The sequence below is a fragment of the Candidatus Buchananbacteria bacterium CG10_big_fil_rev_8_21_14_0_10_42_9 genome (genome assembly GCA_002773845.1).
Taxonomy (GTDB): Bacteria; Patescibacteriota; Patescibacteriia; order Buchananbacterales; family 21-14-0-10-42-9; genus 21-14-0-10-42-9.
In genome coordinates this window covers 1-18,753 of sequence record PEZZ01000043.1, presented here as the reverse complement: position 1 = coordinate 18,753, position 18,753 = coordinate 1, and the positions used below count along the sequence as shown (strand labels likewise).

The window sequence follows — 18,753 nt, the reverse complement described above, 5'->3', positions numbered from 1 at the left end:
GCTTCTTGGCGAAAAAACAATCCGTCCCGCCGAAGGCGGGAATCCGAATTCGTTTGGAAAATCAAGCGGAAATGCGTGGGCGTGCCTACGGCACGCCCACGCCTTGGTTGGTTCGCAACCTTTGAGTTCAATACTGGTGCCGGGAGAGGGACTCGAACCCTCACAGCCTTGCGGCTAACGGATTTTAAGTCCGTCGCGTCTACCGATTCCGCCATCCCGGCAAGTGCGCCGTAATGGAAGGCGGCGCTTTAGCTTCCTGGAGCGGCAGACCGGACTTGAACCGGCGACCTTCTCCTTGGCAAGGAGACGTTCTACCAGCTGAACTACTGCCGCAGGTAGGGAGCAGTGTAGCAGAAATAATAAAAAAATCAAGCTTTACGCTTGAACGCAATAATTAAAACAGCTTGTTAAAATCAATGATCGTGGTAGTTGGATCGTCAGCAATTAACGGTTTTTGAAATTCAATTATAACCCAAGTCCAAGCAAGGACGGAAGATAAAACTAAAATGGCAAGCTTTATCCAATCGCTTTTGCTCATTACCTTATTAATGTAGCGAAATGATGACATATCAATTATAATAACAAAAAAGGCGTTAAAATAAAAGCCATTTGATTTGTTGAAAAATTTCAGTATACTACGTCCATGCGAGTAAGCAATAACAAAAATTTTCAGGCCAAAGATTTTGGGCCGAAACGAAAAAACCGTAGCCGTTACGAATTATTAGACAAGTCAGGCGCAGTTCGAACAATTCTAATTGATCGAACTGCGATTTTGATTACGGTTGATTCACGCGATAAAGTTCAAGTTTTAAAAAATTATTCTATCTTAATCAAGGGCGGCGTAATTAAAAAAGTCGCTCGTGGCAAGCTTTCACGCAACGGCGTTGACTTAGTCTATGACGCCAACCAACGTGGCGGCATTGTAGTTACTCCCGGCTTTATCAATTGCCATGCTCACCCGCCAATGTATTTATTGCGTTCGTCTATGACATTAGATAAAGAAGATTTGGAATCGTCGCTTGTTAAAATGGCAAAACTTGAACAGGCCATGACCACAGAGGATTTTTACCTCGGCGCGCTCGGCGATTTTTCCGAAGAGCAAAAAAATGGCATAACAACTACATTTTCGCATTACGGCGTATTTGACCCGATTGAAAAGGCGGCAAAAATTACGCATCAGCGGGTGATTAACGCTTTTTCGCCGGTCTCCAATTCACATCCCAAAAATACAATAGCGATGTTGAAAAAAATTCTAGCCAAAAAATCGCACGTTACTACTCCCGCCATTGCCCTGCACTATCCCCATAAGGCCACAATGAAGCAGTTAAAGGAATTAGCGGCCATTCAAAAAAAACATAAGCTTTTAGTCACCATGCACGCGGTGGAAAGCAAAAATTTAGCCCAGGCGTGTATTGATGTGCACGGCCTGCCTACGGCGATGGTTTTAGACAAGGTCGGTTTGTTAAATTCGCGCACTATTTTATCCCATGCCATTCACTTTACGGATATAGAAGTAAAACTTTTGGCCAAGCGCAAAGTCGGCATCGCGCATTTGCCAACCTCAAACCGTTTACACAACAGCGGCAATTTTGATTATGTTCGTTTTTATAAGGCCGGTATGGCTAACCGCATTGCGCTTGGCACCGATAGCGTGATTTCCAAAAATTCGTTGGATCTTTTAACTGAAGCATTACAAACACGCATTACGCACATGGATAAAATGATAATTTATTATGAAGATTTATTTAAGATGATGACGACTAACGCGGCGCGTATTCTCGGTTTAAGCAAAGTCGGCCGTATAGCACCAGGTTTTGTAGCGGATTTATGTTTTTGGAAGTTAAAAGACCGGGGCTTTTTGCCCTACAATGAACAAAAACCGATTAGTTTAGTCGGTAACATGATAACGCACGGCGGACGCAACATTCGCGATCTTATGATTAACGGAGAATTTATCATCACCAACCGAGTGCATAATTTAATTGATGAATCTGAATTGCTGGTAAAGTTACAAACCGCGCATACTGCGCTGCGGAAAAGGTATCAGGGTAAAAATAAGTAACACGGTTGTCATCCTGAACTTGATTCAGGATCTCTATTAGATAGAGATTCCGGCTCGGAGGCCGGAATGACAATACTTTAGAGAAACTTATCCTCTTTGGGGACGGAGTAGTTGGGATTATCTTCAAAGCTCGCGAGGCTATGCGGATGCGATTCGTAATAGCCGGCCTTGGTAATAAAAACAAATTGGGCTTTGCGCTGAAGTTCCGGAATAGTTTTCGCTCCGCAATACCCCATGCCTTGCTTTAACCCGCCAATAAGTTGGTAAATTACATTTTGCACTGGGCCTTTAAACGGTACTGTAGCTGACACGCCTTCAGCGATTAATTCAATGTGCCTTAAATTTTTTTGTAAGTATCTATCTTTTGAACCTTTCTTCATTGCCTGCAATGATCCCATGCCGCGATATTCTTTAAAGCGCTTGCCTTTTTTGGAAATAATTTTACCGGGCGTTTCAGCTGTTCCGCCAAATAGTCCGCCAATCATAACCGTATTGGCCCCAGCCGCTAACGCCTTGACCACATCGCCGGAAAATTTAATGCCGCCATCGCCGATCACCGGAACTTTGGTTTTAGCAATCGTTTTGGCAACATTCATAATCGCTGAAAATTGCGGTACGCCAATGCCAGCAATTACGCGCGTCGTACAAATTGATCCGGGCCCAACGCCAACTTTAACCGCGTCAGCGCCAGCTTTAACCAAATCTTTCCCGCCCTGTCCGGTCGCCACATTGCCGCCAATCACCTCAACTTTTTTAAAACGTTTGTCCTGCTTTAACTTTTTTACCATTTTTAAAACCCCAACGTAATGGCCGTGAGCCGCATCAACTGTAATAATATCAACATTAGCTTTGGCTAAACGCGCCGCCCGATCAAGTTCCGTTTCGCTTACCCCAATGGCAGCGCCAACCAATAAATTTTTATTTTTAACTTTGGAAACTTCAGCCGCTTGTTTTTGCGGTGTTAAATTTTTGTGAATCACGCCAAGCCCGCCAGCTGCGGCTAACGCAATTGCCATTTTACTCTCCGTAACGGTATCCATCGGTGAGCTAATCAACGGAGTATCTAACGTAATTTTTTTGGTCAACTTAGTCCTGGTTGACACATACCGAGGTGAACGCACCGCTTTTTGGGGGACTAAGAGAATATCGTCAAATGTGTAAGCTGGTTTTATCGGCATGGATATGAAAGTTTAAAATTAGGTTCTATTATAATTGAATTGGTTAAAATCTTCAAGAATCAAAAAAGCTCGCGTAGCGAGCCCTCTTATTGTGTCCGGTTGCGGCGCAAGCGAAACGGCATGCGGCCGCGGCGGCGATTGTCAGTTCGGCGTGGTTGCACCGGCGGTCTTGGCCGCGGCGCGTTAGCAAAATCTTCGTCAGTCAAAAACAAATTAAGCGCGTCTAAAAATTCCTGGCCTTGCAATTTTAAATGAGAACTATCGCACAGACCCTTAGCGTTGTTAGTTTTTTTGCACCAACATGGGTGGTCATAGCGGCCTTCATACTGATTCCCGCGCTGTACGATTTCGTCTTTGATAATATTTTGTTGTTTTTCGTCCATAAGATTTCACTAAATATACTGGAATTACCCACATTTTGCAAGTTTTCTTAGATCTTGACCCCGATAGAGACATAATTAAATTCAGATACCCACAGGATTTTCACATGAATTTCTAGCGGGGTTGACAGGTTTTTATAAATATCTTATTATAATAGGCAGCTAATTAGTAACCTTTAAAACCGCAAAGAAATCCCTCCACAATTACTTAAGGTAAAAGGGAAAACAGTAGTGTCTGAGTAGATAGCTCGCATCGTGAGCATCCGTGATTTGGACCTTACTGTTTTTTCTTTTGAGCCTGAAACTAGCTGAACTAAGGCGAATTAACCAGACATATCGCCAACAAAAGAAAACGCTGTTTGACAATTGAAAAGTGATAAACTTCATGTTTTATACCTCGGTATAAGACAAACCCATGTCAATTCACTTTTAGATGAACTTTATCTAAGAGTAAAAAGTTGGATAGCACTTTTCAAAAGCTATCTTAATTGAGAGTTTGATCCTGGCTCAGGATGAACGCTGGCGGCGTGTCTAAGGCATGCAAGTCGAACGCCCCACACCTTTTAGCTTTTGTGATATGATGAGCATATGTATTACATCTATGTTCTCAAAAGTAAAAAGAACGGACGTCTCTACATTGGATTTTCTGATAATCTAAAACGGAGACTCAGTGAGCACAATCGTGGTCAATCAAAGTTTACCAAGCAATTTCGTCCCTGGAAATTAATTTATTACGAAGCGTATGCTTCTAAAAAGATGCGATGGAACGAGAAAAGCAATTAAAGAAACTTGCTAAAGCTTGGGGTCAACTTAAACGACGTATCGATAATTCACTTCAGGAAAGTTAAAAGGTGTGGGGAGTGGCAAACGGGTGAGTAACACATTAGTAACCTACCTCCAAGTTCGGAATAACCCGAAGAAATTCGGACTAATACCGGATGTGCTCGGATATCATATGGTGTCCGCGTAAAGGTTTACCGCTTGGAGAGGGGCTTATGGCCCATCAGCTTGTTGGTGTAGTAACGGTGCACCAAGGCGATGACGGGTAGCAGGCGTGAGAGCGTGACCTGCCTCACTGGGACTGAGACACTGCCCAGACTCCTACGGGAGGCTGCAGTCAAGAATATTCCACAATGGGCGAAAGCCTGATGGAGCGACGCCGCGTGACCGAAGAAGCCCTTCGGGGTGTAAAGGTCTTTTATTTGGGACGAACCTATGACGGTACCAAATGAATAAGGGGCTGCTAAACTCGTGCCAGCAGCAGCGGTAATACGAGTGCCCCAAGCGTTATCCGGATTTATTGGGCGTAAAGCGTGGGTAGCCGGTTTTGTATGTCTGACGTCAAATCTTGAGACTCAATTTCAAGACTGCGTCGGAAACTGCGAAACTAGAGGACGGAAGAGGCAACTGGAATTGTCGGTGTAGTGGTAAAATACGTTAATATCGACAAGAACACCAAATGCGAAGGCATGTTGCTGGAACGCTCCTGACGGTCAGCCACGAAAGCGTGGGTAGCGAATGGGATTAGATACCCCAGTAGTCCACGCCGTAAACGATGGATACTAGGCATTGGCAGTTTCGACCCTGCCAGTGTCGTTTAACCAAGCTAACGCGTTAAGTATCCCGCCTGGGGAGTACGGCCGCAAGGCTAAAACTCAAAGGAATTGACGGGGATCCGCACAAGCGGTGGAGCATGTGGTTTAATTCGATAATAAGCGAGGAACCTTACCAGGGCTTGACATCTAGCTGCACATCCCGTGAAAGCGGGATTCCTTCGAGGGTGCTAGACAGGTGCTGCATGGTTGTCGTCAGCTCGTGTCGTGAGATGTACCGTTAAGTCGGGTAACGAGCGCAACCCTCGTCCTATGTTGCATATTCATAGGAGACTGCCTCTTCGGAGGAGGAAGGAGAGGATGACGTCAAATCAGCATGGCCCTTACGCCCTGGGCGACACACGTGCTACAATGGCCGGTACAATGGGACGCCAAGTCGCAAGACGGAGCCAATCCCACCAAAACCGGTCCCAGTTCGGATTGAGGGCTGCAACTCGCCCTCATGAAGCCGGAATCGCTAGTAAACGCCTATCAGCCATGGGGCGTTGAATACGTTCTCGGATCTTGTACACACCGCCCGTCACATCAAGGGAGTTGGTAATACCCTAAAGCTGACGTTCGTCGGACTAAGGTAGGACCAATGACAGGGATGAAGTCGTAACAAGGCATCCGTAGCGGAAGCTGTGGATGGATCACCTCCTTTCTAGGGAGTATACAAAGACGATGTTCTCACGAAGATTGTCTAGTCGATGCTTATGGTTCTCTCGAGAGACCGTAAGTAACATGGGATGAAGTTTATCACTTTCCAGTTTTCAAACTTAAAACCACCCTTTTAATGGGGTGGTTTTTGAGTTAAAACCCTTTACAATGAAGGACTTCTTTGGTATAGTACCGAAGTCTTTTTTATTGTTATCCTTAATATACCAGTCATTTCGACCGCAGCCGAGTCTGACTCGGCGTAGTGGAGAAATCTCAACAATGTCATTTATGGAACGGGTGAGATCTCTCGGCAAGCTCGAGATGACATTTGGGTAATATAGTATTAAAAGGATATGGGCGATTAGCTCAGCTGGTTAGAGCGCTACACTGATAATGTAGAGGTCCCAGGTTCAAGTCCTGGATCGCCCACTAGTTGCCCGCTTGAGCGGGCATCTAATTTTGAGCCGAGGTAGTTTTAGCTTGACCCGTTTGACGGGTTGGTAGAGTCCCGCACAAATGCCTGGGTATGCCTGGGTAGCTCAGTGGTAGAGCGCAGGACTGAAAATCCTGGCGTCGGCAGTTCGATTCTGCCCCCAGGCATTTGTGCGGGATAAACTCCAGACTGAAAATCCTGGCGTCGGCAGTTCGATTCTGCCCCTCGGCACAAGTTACGGGGATTGGCGCAGTTGGCTAGCGCGCCTGCTTTGGGAGCAGGAGGCCGCCGGTTCGAGTCCGGCATCCCCGACCAATTTAATTCGGCTCAAGGCCGATTTTATTATTGTCAGTTTAATAAAAAACGGGTAATGTATAAGCCATGGAAAGAGGCGCACAATTTGAAAGAATTATCTCTCCGGAAGGCAAAGAGTTGGGCAATGTAACTGAAGAATTTTTCGACAAGATATTAACTTCCCCGGAAGTTATTGGCTCTGGCCAAACTGCAGAGATTTTGGTGAACAATGACTATCCTGACGGCGAAAATTTTTGTGTCAAGAAAATAACAAATTTAGATAGCCCGTTTTTCCCAAGAAAAAGTATTGATCATGAGCTTGGAGTGCAAAGACAAATACATCAGATTCCAGGCGTGAGAGTGCCCGAACCAATTGCCGGAGCGGTTGTACGCTACGATGATGGCTCGCGAGGGCAGTTTGCTTTAATGGAAAGAATTTTTGGTCATAGCGTTGCTGACATTCTTGATCAAAGATTGGATTTACCGCCAGGGTTTGATGTTGAAAAATTTGTTGCTGATTTGAGGGGGATGGTTGATAAAATGCACAAAAGGGATTATTATCATCGAGATTTACATGAAGGTAACGTGATGGTGGAATGGGACACTTTCAGTCCAGTCATTATAGATTTTGGATTATCTAAAAAAGCTGTGACGCAAGAAGAAAGAGAACATCCGTATATAGACTTTGGTTTTTCAAGGCCCGGTCATGTGCCGGTTGCTACAAACGATTTAACTAACATTACTCGCAGGATTCAAAATCCTCTCAGAAGGTATGCATTATCTTGACATTTGCTTAAAATTAGTATATTATTTTTTTCTACCTAGTTATTCAGGCTTTAGGACTGGAGGTGTGTCATATGCCTGAGAAAAACGTGGAACGGTTCGAGGCTTCCTCGAACGACTCCATGGTGGAGGCCGCCGTCGCAAGCGTTGCGCTTGCGCTGGAGAATCGGGCCGAAGGCTCGCCGCTTACCATTGAAGGGTTTCACACCGTTCAAGTGTTAGTCGGCAGTCGGCCTGAAAACGCAATTCTCGACATTACCCCCCAGGCTCGTGAGAAGCTCGGGGATCAACTCGGGGACAAGGAGGTGTTCATCGTCCCCGCCAGCCAGTAACGTGAAATGTTTTACCGCGATACTGGCTTTTTGGCTTTTATAGACCATATATACAAACTTAAACCAAGAGATTATATGCATTTTGACCGTTATGTTTAAGAGGTCAACTCTGAAAAGCGATTCAGTTAAAAAATTATATACAGACAAAATTAATCTTTATCACTTCTTTTTTGTTGGGTTTTTGCGCTATGCCAAAGGTTTAGAATCAGTCATTAAAAAAGGCAATTACTTGAAAGATAATTTTAAGGTTTTAGATGCTGGTTGTGGCTCTGGCGTTTTAACAAAAATTTTATACCAAAATGCAAGGGCGCAAAAATTAAATCATATTACTTTTCACGGCTTCGATTTAACACCCGCTATGCTAGAAAGATTTAAAAATTGGATAAATCAAAATAACATTTCCAATATAAATCTTTTACAAGCCGATGTGCTAAAGATTGATAACTTGCCGGATGGCTGGAGTAATTACGATTTGGTGGCAAGTTCTGCCATGCTAGAATATTTACCAAAAGATAAATTAGCTAAGGCCATAAGTAATTTGAAAAACTTACTTAAGCCGGAGTGCAAAATGATAATTTTTATCACCCGCAAAAACTTTATCAATAAATGGCTGATTGAAAAATGGTGGCAAGCAAATATTTACACCAAGGAGGAATTAACCTTAGCGTTGAATCAAGTTGGTTTTAGCGAAATAAAATTCAAACGCTTCCCCTTTCCGTATAGTTACAAAAATTTGTGGTGTTATATCCTGGAGCTTAAAAAATAATTTTTATTTCAAGTTTGTTTGTTACCTCCTGGATTGATTTGTAATTTAGGGTATAATATTAGTATGAAATATATTCCTCTATTAACAGCTGTGATTTTGACCGGAGTTTTGATTTGGTTAATTAACCTAATGGTAACACCGCCCAAAGCAGAAATTGTGGTTTCCAGCTTTGAGGATTGTGTTATGGCTGGTAATCCGGTAATGGAATCTTACCCACGTCAATGCCGCCACGGTGAGCAACTGTTTGTTGAAGAAATTCCTAACATCAAGGTTTTTGAACCGGTTAGCGGCCAAACTATTGGCGCGACTTTAAAAATTACAGGCGAGGCACGAGTGTTTGAAAATACAGTTAATTATCGGTTAGTCGATTCAGACAGCACAGTGCTTTTGGAATCGTTCACCACAGCTAATGCTCCTGACATTGGTTTGTATGGTCCATTTGAGGCAATTACTTTGTATCCGGCGCCAAATAGCGAAACCGGCAAAGTAGAAGTTTTTACCTATTCTGCGCGTGACGGTTCAGAAATTGATAAAGTTGTAATTCCGGTTAGATTTCCTGACAATTTTGATGATATTGAACTTGACAGCGCTGAAGAAGAATAATCACCTGCCCACTTGACATAAATTTTTTTTATGCTAATATTACTATTGTACTAGTACGCTGATATTAAGAAATTGAGGTATTTATGAAAAATAAGGAAAAATATGAATGGGAGCTCGTTGACGTAATTCAAAAAATATCGCGTAATAAAAAGTTATTGCATGAATTTTTAGAGGATTTGTTTACCCCTAATGAACTGGCAGAAATTCCTACACGTTGGCAAATAGTGAAGCAGTTAAAAAAGGGCGTGCCCCAACGCGAAGTAGCCCTTAATTTACACACTGGCATTGCTACAGTTACAAGGGGTGCGCGGGAATTAATTGATAAAAAAGGCGGATTTAATTTAGTTTATGAAAAATTATATGGTAAAAAAGGCTAATATAAATATAAATTGGTGGAAGGCTTTGCTCGCTAGGTAAGGCCAGATTAGTTATTTAACTTAATACAAAATAATCGCCCCGGCCTTGCCAGGGTTTTTTGTTTTGCGTTGATAGTTGTAAATATAGCCAAATTTACAACTGCCAGCGCATAACGAATTAATATTAACCGCTTAAACAAGTCGCGCTGGGCTTGGTTAGGTTAGGCCAAACAAGGAGGGTTTGTTCGTGCCTGATTCTCACCTTGAATTGCAAAACTGCCCGATGGGCGGTAAGCATGAACCAGAAACAACGAAAGTGCGTCTCCCCGGCTGGAACGCAAAGGAGGAAGCCATCACCAGGTGCAAAAAGTGCCTTCGTCGGTTGAAATAATGATCTGGTCTGCCGAGCAGTTTAAATTGGGACGAGCGTCACCATGTCTTTCGTCCCCCATCCACTCGTGATCAAGTAATTGGTCGCAAGCGGAAGGAATAAATTTATGAATAAAAAAAATTACAATTTTAAAATATGGTGGGTCAGTCAAGCGTTGTTTGGCATGACCTGATTTGCATTTTACTTTTGGCAAAATAAATTCCCGGGTCGTGTCTCGGGTTTTTATTTTGTCTTGATATCTGGGAATTTTTTGAACTCTTAGTTACCAGCACAAAATTGAACCTTACAACCGAGTATCGGTCTGCAGTGCTGGGCCTGCTACACAAGAAAGGGATTGTCGAAATGACCATGTTTTGCCACTCTCAAGACCCGCTTAAAAGACGCGTAGTGAAAAGAAGGGAGCACGCCGCCGAGACTTTGCCTCCCGACTGCGAGCGTGACGGGCACGACTGGGAGCCGTTCCTCATCCCAGTGAGCTGGGGAGAAGTTGACGGCGCGATGTGCATTCATTGCAATGCGACCTTTACCTTCTCCGCAAATGATCTCTGACCCAAGACCTCCCCGCTACCACTCGTTGGCGGTGGGGAGGTTTTCATTTATAATTAGTTCATGACAAACAAAATGGCAATCGGGATTATAGGGCTAATTATAATTGTCGCTTTTTTTGTTCGCGTTTATAAACTTTCTGACATTCCCAACGGCGCGCATATTGATGAAGTCGCAACCGAAGTTGACGCGTATAATCTTTTAATGACTGGCGTTGACTCACATAATCAACGCTGGCCGCTATTTTTTAATCACTATGATGAAGATTATGTAGAGTGGATGTATACGTATCTAACTATTCCATTTGTAAAACTTTTTGGCCCGGGTGTTTTGGCTGTGCGAATTCCGGCCGCCCTGGTTGGCACGCTATCAATTTACATTTTTTATCTGTTAGCTAAAGAATTGTTTAATCGTAATGTCGGCTTGCTCACTGCCGCACTGGCTGCTATTTCGCCTTGGCATCTGCAATTTAGCCGGCTTGGGTTTCGCGCCGTTTTAGCGCCGTTGTTTATTTCATTAGCGCTGTATTTATTTATAAAAGCATTGAAAGCGCCCAAAAATTTTGTGTGGCTCGGCGTGGTGTTGGGATTAAGTTTGCATACCTATTCAGTTATGCGTTTATTTATACCACTGATGATTTTAGTTTTGGCGGTTGGCTTTTATTGGCAGCTATTAGAAATTTTCAACCGCTCCAAAAAGTATTTTTTAATCGGCGTTTTTATTTTTATTGTTTTAGCAGTTCCAATTTACAACTTTGCTTTTTTCCAAGGCGGTAATGATCGGTTTTACGAAATTTCAATTGTTGGCCAAGCCAATCCGGTGAGTCATTTTATGTTTCATTACTTACAACATTTGTCGCCGCAATTTTTATTTTTAACCGGAGACGCCAACCCGTGGCATAGCATCCCTTATTTTGGCCAAACGCTGTTGGTGTTAGCGCCGTTTATTTTGCTCGCCTATTCTATCCCACATTCAAAACAGCGCGAAGTGTTATTACTCTCGGCAGTCTTTGCCTCCGCGTTAATCCCGGCGTCGCTGACTGATCAAGGCATTCCTCACGCTTTGCGCGCAATTATCGCGGTGCCGACTTTAGAAATGCTCGCTGCCTTTGGAATTTACTTAACAAATAAAACAGTAACTAAGGCCGGCGTTCCGGGTTGGTTTGTAACATGTGCCATTACGGCAATTATTAGTTACAACGCCGCGTTATTTATGTATAATTATTTTGTGATATACCCAAAAACAGTTTACGTGATTGACGAACAGCCGCCGGAAATTTTTATTAACGGATTACAATGATGATATGAAAAAGATTTTGTGGGCTATTGGCGTTGTAATTTTAATCGGCGCCATTTGGGCATCTGCTGTGTATTGGTATCATTTGCGCGGTGTCGGCCCGGCAATAAAACCTGCGCCGTATAATATCGTTGATGTAATTGAAGAAGCTGAAAATAATACTGATTTGCCGTTGGTTTTGCCGGACGGATTTTCAATTTCAGTTTTTGCGCAAGGTTTTACCAAGCCTAGAGTTTTAACTTTTGATCCTGTCGGGAATTTAGTTGTTAGCGATACAACCACCGGCACGGTCTATGCCATGCCAGATAAAAATGGTGACGGGGTAGCTGATGAGAATATTCCAATCGTGACTAGGCTTAATCGTCCGCACGGCTTAGCTTGGCGCTGTATTGATGAGTGTGAATTATATATTGCCGAATCGGATCAACTAGCTATTTACGACTATGACAAAGCTAATTTAAAAGCGGCGAACAAAAGAAAACTTGTGGATTTGCCTTCAGGCGGAAACCACTACACGCGCACGCTTTTATTTCGCCCATCGCCAAACGAAAACGAACTTTTAATTTCAATTGGCTCCAGCTGTAACGTGTGCAATGAAGAGGACTCGCGCCGGGCAAAAACTTTATCTTACAATGTTGAGACCAAAGAATTGAAAGATTTTGGTACTGGTTTGCGCAATGCCGTTTTTATGCAAATTCATCCGGTCACCGGAGAAATTTGGGTAACGGAGATGGGCCGCGATTTATTGGGCGATGATATTCCGCCAGATGAAATTAACATTGTGAGAGAAGGCAATAATTACGGCTGGCCAACTTGCTACGGTAAAAATATTCACGATATTTCGTTTGACAAAAATACTTACATTCGCGCGCCGTGCGATGATTTATTTGAAACACCTTCGCATATTGATATACAAGCACACTCTGCGCCGCTCGGCTTAGCTTTTATCCCGGAAGAAGGCTGGCCGGAAAGTTGGTGGTATGATTTGATTGTGGCTTATCATGGCTCTTGGAATCGCACCGAGCCAACCGGTTACAAATTAGTGCGTTTTCCGCTAGATGCCAGCGGCAAGCAAACCGGCGAGGTTGAAGATTTAATTTCCGGCTGGCTTACCGCTAAAGGCGCTTTAGGCCGCCCAGTGGATGTGTTAATTTTACCCGGCGGGGTGATGTATATTTCTGACGACAAAGCTGGCGTGATTTATAAAGTGACGTATAATAATCCTCCCTTGTGACCGTGTCCGCCTTTGGCGGAAGGGGAGGCTGGAGGGGTTAAAATCGTCATTCCGAGCGTAGTCGAGGAATCTCACCCGATGGAATTTGGTAATAAGTAGAACAGGTTGAGATCTCTCCACTCCACCACGTCTGACGTACATAAACCCCCTTTAATGGCCAATTTTAACTATTTACAATACGATTATCTCCTGTTTACAATTGAATATTAAGGGGGTTGACAAGTTATTAAAAAGGGGTTTACAATATAAAAATGCAGAAAACCAGAAAAGATATCAGCTCGTTTATACTAGCAAACATTGAGGATCACTCTTCCGACATAGTTAATGTTGTCGCCAACACGTTTAACGTTTCAAGACAAAGAGCTCACGCCTATATAACTCGGGAAATAAAGAATGGAAAAATTATTAAAGTTGGGCGAACCAACTCAACGCGATACTTCTTGGTTGCGGGGAATCATATTGAGTTTGAACTTAAACTCCAGCAAAATCTGGCAGAAGATCAAGTTTGGATAAAATACTTAAAACCCATGTTGATTAAATTTCCGGAAAGCCTGTATGGGATTTGCTATTATGGTTTTACGGAGATACTAAACAACGCTATTGAACACTCTGACGGGTCAGTTGTATATATCGCGGTATCTATAAAAAATCAAAAAATTGAAATGGAGATCATGGACAACGGAGTTGGCATCTTTAAAAAAATTCAGGATGCTTTGAAGCTAGAGACCATCCGAGAATCAATACTACACCTTTCAAAGGGAAAATTTACCACTGACCCGGCGAGGCATACCGGAGAGGGCATTTTTTTTACGTCAAGAATTTTTGATAATTTTTCTATTTTTTCGAGCAATCTTTTCTATACTTTTAGAAACGAAGATTGGATTCACTCCACCGAGAGAAAAGAAGATTTTGGTAAGGGAACCTTTATTAAGATGGCTATATCAACCCGATCAAAAAAAACCGCGAAGGAAGTCATGGATAAATATGCTGATGCGGAGATCGGTTTTGGGAAAACCATCGTTGCCGTTGCTTTGAGCGCTGACCCAAATGATCCTCACGTTTCACGGTCGCAAGCCAAACGTCTTATGATGGGTCTTGAAAAATTTAGAACTATCGTCTTGGACTTCAGGGGCGTTAAATTGGTGGGCCAAGCTTTTGTAGATGAGGTGTTTAGAGTCTTCAAAAATGCTCATCCTCATATTGAGATTCATTATCTCAACGCCAATAAGGAAGTTAAGGAAATGATTGAAAGGGGTAAATCCGCTTAGTTAGCGAGCCGTTCGGCCAGACAAGCGCAACCGGGCATCCGGGGGAATGACCAGATGAAAGCTGCCCCTAGGCCATCTTTGAACAAAGACAATTTATTATCACATGTATTCCAATTTGTGGGACACAAGATTTTGTGTCCCTACGTATTAAACCCCTTTTGCCCGCGCCTTTCAAAAAAGCTATAATTGAATTAGAATATAAGGTTATCATAATTTCGTATAAGAATGTGCTATGTGGCACTTGACTACACTAAAATTTTTAAAAACATGAAAAGCGAAACCACAAGCTCCATTGAAGTGCTCTGCTATAATTGCGGCTTTAGCGACTCAATTGAAGTGCCGAAGCTTACTTTATTGGAGGATTTTGAATGTCCTGAGTGTAAACATAAGGAGCTCAGAAAAAAGCTGAAAGCCAGTAGAATATTACCGGGCACTGAAAATTAATCACGACAGATACGCATGGCCAAGCGTCGTATTACCCGTTGGTATTAGGAGATGTAATGCCATAACCGGTTAGCGAACTAAAAAATCTTTACATTAATAATATGAATATAAAAATTGAATTTATTACTCGTGTCGTCTTGTTGTTATTGATAATAGCTTCTGCTATTTTTATATTAATTTTAACGTTAATATTTATGTCTTGGGGGCCAGAACTTCTAGAATCTAAAAATAGGGTGATGCAAACGCAATATAAATTGAACAAAGCACAGTGTTTGGAAAGTTATTATAATCAAGGCCAGGCGCCGCTTGGTGCATGCGGCTATGATTTTTAGCTTAAGATTTCAGGTTGTTCACCTTAATTTGACGCCAATGAGTTCGGTATATTTATTTTCTACTCTTTCTTTAGAGGAGAGGAATAAAGGTGGGGTGACCTATAAAGTGACTCACATGTCATCCTGAACTTGTTTCAGGATCTCTATTAGATAGAGATCCCGGATCAAGTCCGGAATGACAATAATAGGATTATATCTCCGTCTACACCACATCAAACCCGTCTTTACGGGGATGATGTACATGTCATCCTGAATGAAGGCCAGTCTGACTGGCCGAAGTCGAAGGATCTCGACCTGCCTGCCAAAGGCGGATAGCTAAGGAGAGGTGATTTGTAAGGCAAGTAATACAACCGGAACATAAGTTGTAATTGCGAGGAGTGAGTGACAGCGAACGACGTGGCAATCTCTGAGATCCTCACCCCCCGTTCCCCGATCGGAGTCGAGGACAAGCTGCACGGGGGCAGGCTTTCCTAGGATGACAATCGGGAGAGTGCTTGCGATGACAATGACAAATTTACCGCTATTTATCCAAATAGTTTTTGAATTTGTCGTCTTTGTCAATTTCGCGGTCAATTAGTTCGCGCAAATAATCGGCCTTGGAAAGCTTTGTATTATGAGTTTTCCATTGCAGATATTTTTCAATTTTAGAGGTAATACGCAAGGTAAATTTTATATTTGGCGTTTCTTGGCCGCTTTGAATTTCAACAAACTTTATAAATTCATTCAAAATTGAATTTAAAGATTGGGCATTATACTTTTCAACTTTTAATAGTTTTGCAGTGGTTTTGTTTTTTAAAAGCGGTTTTAACGCTGGGTCAATAGTGCCGTTTTGATGTAGATATAAAATAGGTTTTTTGTGGGTAAGTGCCAAAGCGATTTGGTAACCGGTATTTGCGCCAGTCGCTTCACTTTCAATAATAATTGCATCAATACTTTCAAACACCATTTCATCCGGGCCGGTATCCACCATTTCAGCGTATTCACTTTCACTTTTATTCAGCGGGGAAATTACCATCACGCCTAAACGCTCCAAAGCTTCTGTGATTCTGGTTAAATCAGTATTAGCTTTGGCGGCCACAGTTTCGTTTGTAGCTAAATAAAATTTCATCTAATAATTTCTCCGCGATAATTTTTTTCCATCATCGCCTTATTGATTTTTTTAGTCTGGCCTAGTAGCCACATAAATTTGATCAAGGCGGCAGGTTCCGTCATGTTTTTTAAAACAATGGAGTTAGGAACGTCTTTTTCTAAATTGTCGTCAGTATGTATGGCTACTGGCTTAGTTTTACCAAATTCAACAATTATATTTTCCAGCGCTTTAGGCACGCTGTAAAAGTTTTTTGTTTTAATAAATAAGCCATCCCTATTTTTAAGGGGCGTTATAATGCTACTGTAATCAACTGCGGTTTCTAAATTGATAATTTCAATATTGGTATTAAAAGTATCGACTAGCTTGGTTTTCCCGGCTGGTTTGCTTAACACATTTTTGGTTAACCTAATACTAAAATCAATTTTAGCCAGCACGCCAGAATCAGCAGTGTAAAGCGGATAAGCGGAAGCGCCTGCTAAAAGTTCAGTTAAGTTCGCCCTGACAATTTGATTACTGTACAAAAGTGCCACTTCTGGCAAATTAATTTTGGCTGATTGGACCGCATTGATTAAATTAGCTTTGATATTTTGCCAATAAGTTTTAATATTTTCCCAATGTGATTTTATCTCCGCTTGCGATACACCAATTGAACCAGTAAATAAGATTGGCTGTTTTAAATTTTCAATAAAAAATGAAACGGCCGTGGCAGTATTTATTGCTCCTAGAGAACTATGAATTACAACAAAGCCATCGTAGTTGTCACGTATCGAATAAATTTTACTTGCCAACACTTGCCAGTCAGCCGCGGTGATATCCAATATTGGCTTTGACCATACAAAAATTGGATCAACGTCAGCCATAATATTAAGCTCGGGCGTTTTTTTAACTAAAGCGTTAAATTGGCCAGCGTTAATTGATGTATTTGAGCCACAGTATAAAATTGCAATTTTTTTATCCAGCACTTTTTTCTAAGCTATTACTAAGTCTCTTTTTTAATTCCGGCTTGCCTTTATCATGATGTTTTAATTTCTGTTCTTTTAACCTAGCGTCTTTTTCTGACAAAAAAGCTTCAGAGTAAATTAATTTCCATGGTGAATGTTTTAGTGTTGAGCATACTTTTTTGTTATTGTGTTCACTCAAACGCCATTTTAGGTTGTTTGTAGATCCAACATATAACTTTGAGGAATTCTTTTTGCTTTGTATTAAATGTATATAGAACATGAATTTTGCTAATATTTTTTAGAAAAAGGTGTTGGATGAACCGACGGCGCTAATATTAATGACGGCTTTATTATAACTAATTTACTATTACCTGTCATTTTTTGGCGTAACCATTCTAGAATTAATAAATTTGACCACATCGTGTTCGTAAATGCGGTAAGTTTTATGGCCGATTTTTGCCGCCCGAAGTTTGCCCGCGTCAATCCATCGGTACACTGTACGTAAATTAACCTTGAAGATCTCGGCGACTTCCTCAGTGGTTAATAGTTTGTACTTAAAATCGGCCATAGCAAATAACTCAGGCTGGTTTTATGTTAATTATTCCTTCTGGTTTAATTTGAATGTTTGTGCCGGGCTTAAAATATATATTGCTCGCCGGGTAGCTATAAGTTAGTTCTAAGTAAGGACGTCTAGTGCCACCGGCAATTTCTGAAGAGTAAAAACTAATAATGAACGACGAACAGCAAAGCGTGTTGTGAGCCAACATAAACCCGAGATTGTTGGAATTATCAGAAATCCAATCTTGTGCCAATGAAGTGATATCCCAGCCAACATATTCTGAATTTGTAGCAACAGTTGAGGTGGCAACGCCACTTCCATAATCAGTATCCGCCGTTGAGAGTCCGGCGCTTCCTGCCCATGAAACTGTATCGTATTCTTTGTGGTTCCAAGTTGGTTCGCCAGAATCTGCCGTAGCATCATCTTTAGTTCCTTCTGGCCACCAAGCATCATTGCCGCTTAGTATTGGCCTAATTTTTAAGTCAATATTGTCAGTGTGGAATCCAATTTCGCCATCGTGATAATGATAAGCATAAAATGTAGCGGCACTCACGGAAGCATTAGTAGGAATAAATGAAGTATCAATGTGAATCAGTATGCGCATTTGGCCAGAACCCTGACACGCACCCCAGCTAGAAGTGTAAAATACAGTAGTTGCACCATAATTTTTGTTTTTATGGCTTGGTCCAAAAAGTCCACCAGAGCAATCCTGAACATAGGTGTCATTAATTAAGCCGTTGTAATCATCTCCGTTATTATCTCCGATAGTTATAGTTTTATTGATAATTAAGGCGTCAGCTGTTTGTGGCGCATCAAAAATCATCAGCCACACAAACAAAGTTAAAACCACAATGGTTAAAATTCGTTTCATAGATTGCCCCCTTCCTCATTGAGACTTCCAATCCCCACCTCGCTAGTTGTGGTGGCAGGGGGGTTAGATTCAACCACTATGGTGCCATCTGTGGTAGTGGTCGCAGGTTCATCTTGGGCTAGTTCTTCGGTAGTGGTCGCGGTGTTGTCATCCTCTGGCGTTGGGGCAGGTTTTAAACCTGTCCCCACAGCTTCATCTCCTTGGGCTACATCTGCTGAAGTGCCAATCACTGCAACGGTGGTGGTCGCAATTAAATCTGAGGTGTCGTCATACACTCTGGCAGGTACCCCAAAATTTGTAAACTCAGTCTATGAGGTATAATGGATACAGAAAGGAAAAAAC

19 protein-coding genes, 5 tRNA genes and 1 rRNA gene are annotated in these 18,753 nt (G+C 42.2%); 14 read left to right on the top strand and 11 right to left on the bottom strand.

The window, feature by feature from the left end; translation table 11 throughout:
• Positions 1 to 134: 134 nt before the first annotated feature.
• Positions 135 to 221 (bottom strand) — tRNA-Leu (locus tag COT81_05345).
• 36 nt (positions 222 to 257) lie between these two features.
• Positions 258 to 333, bottom strand: a tRNA-Gly gene (locus tag COT81_05340).
• 310 nt (positions 334 to 643) lie between these two features.
• Here COT81_05340 and COT81_05335 point away from each other — a divergent pair.
• The gene (locus tag COT81_05335) at positions 644 to 2,062 is read left to right on the top strand and encodes a hypothetical protein (protein PIS04671.1); all 1,419 of its coding nucleotides are present in this window, start codon (positions 644 to 646) and stop codon (positions 2,060 to 2,062) included.
• 77 nt (positions 2,063 to 2,139) lie between these two features.
• Here COT81_05335 and COT81_05330 read toward each other — a convergent pair whose 3' ends face one another.
• On the bottom strand, positions 2,140 to 3,240 hold the full coding sequence (locus COT81_05330; GenBank protein ID PIS04670.1) for a guanosine monophosphate reductase: 1,101 nt from the start codon (positions 3,238 to 3,240) through the stop codon (positions 2,140 to 2,142).
• An 86-nt stretch (positions 3,241 to 3,326) separates the two neighbouring features.
• The gene (locus COT81_05325) at positions 3,327 to 3,623 is read right to left on the bottom strand and encodes a hypothetical protein (GenBank protein ID PIS04669.1); all 297 of its coding nucleotides are present in this window, start codon (positions 3,621 to 3,623) and stop codon (positions 3,327 to 3,329) included.
• 483 nt (positions 3,624 to 4,106) lie between these two features.
• Here COT81_05325 and COT81_05320 point away from each other — a divergent pair.
• The 9 genes from COT81_05320 (at position 4,107) to COT81_05280 (ending at position 9,460) form a co-directional block, all read left to right on the top strand.
• A 16S ribosomal RNA gene (locus COT81_05320) occupies positions 4,107 to 5,886 on the top strand.
• Positions 5,887 to 6,227: 341 nt separating this feature from the next.
• Positions 6,228 to 6,304 (top strand) — tRNA-Ile (locus COT81_05315).
• Positions 6,305 to 6,400: 96 nt separating this feature from the next.
• Positions 6,401 to 6,472, top strand: a tRNA-Phe gene (locus COT81_05310).
• Between the two features lie 71 nt (positions 6,473 to 6,543).
• A tRNA-Pro gene (locus COT81_05305) sits at positions 6,544 to 6,620 on the top strand.
• Between the two features lie 66 nt (positions 6,621 to 6,686).
• Positions 6,687 to 7,385 (top strand): hypothetical protein, encoded by a 699-nt coding sequence (locus COT81_05300; protein PIS04668.1) that lies wholly within the window; start codon positions 6,687 to 6,689, stop codon positions 7,383 to 7,385.
• 71 nt (positions 7,386 to 7,456) lie between these two features.
• Positions 7,457 to 7,714 (top strand): hypothetical protein, encoded by a 258-nt coding sequence (locus tag COT81_05295; GenBank protein PIS04667.1) that lies wholly within the window; start codon positions 7,457 to 7,459, stop codon positions 7,712 to 7,714.
• Between the two features lie 91 nt (positions 7,715 to 7,805).
• A complete protein-coding gene (locus tag COT81_05290; protein ID PIS04666.1) occupies positions 7,806 to 8,480 on the top strand; it encodes a class I SAM-dependent methyltransferase in 675 nt (224 codons plus the stop codon).
• Between the two features lie 63 nt (positions 8,481 to 8,543).
• Positions 8,544 to 9,083 carry a hypothetical protein gene (locus COT81_05285; protein ID PIS04665.1) on the top strand — a complete coding sequence of 180 codons (540 nt, stop codon included), beginning with the start codon at positions 8,544 to 8,546 and terminating at the stop codon, positions 9,081 to 9,083.
• A gap of 83 nt (positions 9,084 to 9,166) precedes the next feature.
• Complete coding sequence (locus tag COT81_05280; protein ID PIS04664.1) at positions 9,167 to 9,460, top strand: transcriptional regulator; 294 nt, start codon at positions 9,167 to 9,169, stop codon at positions 9,458 to 9,460.
• Between the two features lie 332 nt (positions 9,461 to 9,792).
• Here the strand turns inward: COT81_05280 and COT81_05275 are convergent, their stop codons facing one another.
• Positions 9,793 to 10,023, bottom strand: a complete 231-nt coding sequence (locus COT81_05275) for a hypothetical protein (GenBank protein ID PIS04663.1) — start codon at positions 10,021 to 10,023, stop codon at positions 9,793 to 9,795.
• A 416-nt stretch (positions 10,024 to 10,439) separates the two neighbouring features.
• Here COT81_05275 and COT81_05270 point away from each other — a divergent pair, with 416 nt between their 5' ends.
• The 4 genes from COT81_05270 to COT81_05255 all read left to right on the top strand — a co-directional run bounded on the left by COT81_05270 (position 10,440) and on the right by COT81_05255 (position 14,950).
• Positions 10,440 to 11,675 carry a hypothetical protein gene (locus COT81_05270; GenBank protein PIS04662.1) on the top strand — a complete coding sequence of 412 codons (1,236 nt, stop codon included), beginning with the start codon at positions 10,440 to 10,442 and terminating at the stop codon, positions 11,673 to 11,675.
• 4 nt (positions 11,676 to 11,679) lie between these two features.
• Complete coding sequence (locus COT81_05265; protein ID PIS04661.1) at positions 11,680 to 12,906, top strand: sorbosone dehydrogenase; 1,227 nt, start codon at positions 11,680 to 11,682, stop codon at positions 12,904 to 12,906.
• Between the two features lie 251 nt (positions 12,907 to 13,157).
• Complete coding sequence (locus COT81_05260) at positions 13,158 to 14,174, top strand: ArsR family transcriptional regulator (GenBank protein PIS04660.1); 1,017 nt, start codon at positions 13,158 to 13,160, stop codon at positions 14,172 to 14,174.
• A 545-nt stretch (positions 14,175 to 14,719) separates the two neighbouring features.
• The gene (locus COT81_05255) at positions 14,720 to 14,950 is read left to right on the top strand and encodes a hypothetical protein (GenBank protein ID PIS04659.1); all 231 of its coding nucleotides are present in this window, start codon (positions 14,720 to 14,722) and stop codon (positions 14,948 to 14,950) included.
• 520 nt (positions 14,951 to 15,470) lie between these two features.
• On the opposite strand, the gene COT81_05250 is transcribed toward COT81_05255, so the two are convergent.
• From COT81_05250 to COT81_05225, 6 genes are all read right to left on the bottom strand, one after another.
• Positions 15,471 to 16,058 carry a hypothetical protein gene (locus COT81_05250; GenBank protein PIS04658.1) on the bottom strand — a complete coding sequence of 196 codons (588 nt, stop codon included), beginning with the start codon at positions 16,056 to 16,058 and terminating at the stop codon, positions 15,471 to 15,473.
• Entirely contained in the window at positions 16,055 to 17,002 is a 948-nt protein-coding gene (locus tag COT81_05245; protein PIS04657.1) for a hypothetical protein, read from the bottom strand. Before COT81_05245 ends, COT81_05250 begins: the two co-directional genes overlap by 4 nt.
• Positions 16,992 to 17,261 carry an excinuclease ABC subunit C gene (locus COT81_05240; GenBank protein ID PIS04656.1) on the bottom strand — a complete coding sequence of 90 codons (270 nt, stop codon included), beginning with the start codon at positions 17,259 to 17,261 and terminating at the stop codon, positions 16,992 to 16,994. Before COT81_05240 ends, COT81_05245 begins: the two co-directional genes overlap by 11 nt.
• 87 nt (positions 17,262 to 17,348) lie before the next feature.
• Positions 17,349 to 17,549 carry an excisionase gene (locus COT81_05235; GenBank protein PIS04655.1) on the bottom strand — a complete coding sequence of 67 codons (201 nt, stop codon included), beginning with the start codon at positions 17,547 to 17,549 and terminating at the stop codon, positions 17,349 to 17,351.
• Between the two features lie 10 nt (positions 17,550 to 17,559).
• Positions 17,560 to 18,411, bottom strand: a complete 852-nt coding sequence (locus COT81_05230) for a hypothetical protein (protein ID PIS04654.1) — start codon at positions 18,409 to 18,411, stop codon at positions 17,560 to 17,562.
• On the bottom strand, positions 18,408 to 18,686 hold the full coding sequence (locus COT81_05225) for a hypothetical protein (protein ID PIS04653.1): 279 nt from the start codon (positions 18,684 to 18,686) through the stop codon (positions 18,408 to 18,410). Before COT81_05225 ends, COT81_05230 begins: the two co-directional genes overlap by 4 nt.
• Positions 18,687 to 18,753 lie beyond the last annotated feature (67 nt).

Bases quoted from the DNA above. Each gene is read 5' to 3' on its own strand.
- COT81_05255 (PIS04659.1), top strand. From the start codon at position 14,720: ATGAATATAAAAATTGAATTTATTACTCGTGTCGTCTTGTTGTTATTG.
- COT81_05250 (PIS04658.1), bottom strand. From the start codon at position 16,058: ATGAAATTTTATTTAGCTACAAACGAAACTGTGGCCGCCAAAGCTAAT.
- COT81_05325 (PIS04669.1), bottom strand. From the start codon at position 3,623: ATGGACGAAAAACAACAAAATATTATCAAAGACGAAATCGTACAGCGC.
- COT81_05290 (PIS04666.1), top strand. From the start codon at position 7,806: ATGTTTAAGAGGTCAACTCTGAAAAGCGATTCAGTTAAAAAATTATAT.
- COT81_05230 (PIS04654.1), bottom strand. From the start codon at position 18,411: ATGAAACGAATTTTAACCATTGTGGTTTTAACTTTGTTTGTGTGGCTG.
- COT81_05300 (PIS04668.1), top strand. From the start codon at position 6,687: ATGGAAAGAGGCGCACAATTTGAAAGAATTATCTCTCCGGAAGGCAAA.
- COT81_05285 (PIS04665.1), top strand. From the start codon at position 8,544: ATGAAATATATTCCTCTATTAACAGCTGTGATTTTGACCGGAGTTTTG.
- COT81_05265 (PIS04661.1), top strand. From the start codon at position 11,680: ATGAAAAAGATTTTGTGGGCTATTGGCGTTGTAATTTTAATCGGCGCC.
- COT81_05240 (PIS04656.1), bottom strand. From the start codon at position 17,261: ATGTTCTATATACATTTAATACAAAGCAAAAAGAATTCCTCAAAGTTA.
- COT81_05330 (PIS04670.1), bottom strand. From the start codon at position 3,240: ATGCCGATAAAACCAGCTTACACATTTGACGATATTCTCTTAGTCCCC.
- COT81_05335 (PIS04671.1), top strand. From the start codon at position 644: ATGCGAGTAAGCAATAACAAAAATTTTCAGGCCAAAGATTTTGGGCCG.
- COT81_05295 (PIS04667.1), top strand. From the start codon at position 7,457: ATGCCTGAGAAAAACGTGGAACGGTTCGAGGCTTCCTCGAACGACTCC.
- COT81_05260 (PIS04660.1), top strand. From the start codon at position 13,158: ATGCAGAAAACCAGAAAAGATATCAGCTCGTTTATACTAGCAAACATT.
- COT81_05235 (PIS04655.1), bottom strand. From the start codon at position 17,549: ATGGCCGATTTTAAGTACAAACTATTAACCACTGAGGAAGTCGCCGAG.
- COT81_05280 (PIS04664.1), top strand. From the start codon at position 9,167: ATGAAAAATAAGGAAAAATATGAATGGGAGCTCGTTGACGTAATTCAA.
- COT81_05270 (PIS04662.1), top strand. From the start codon at position 10,440: ATGACAAACAAAATGGCAATCGGGATTATAGGGCTAATTATAATTGTC.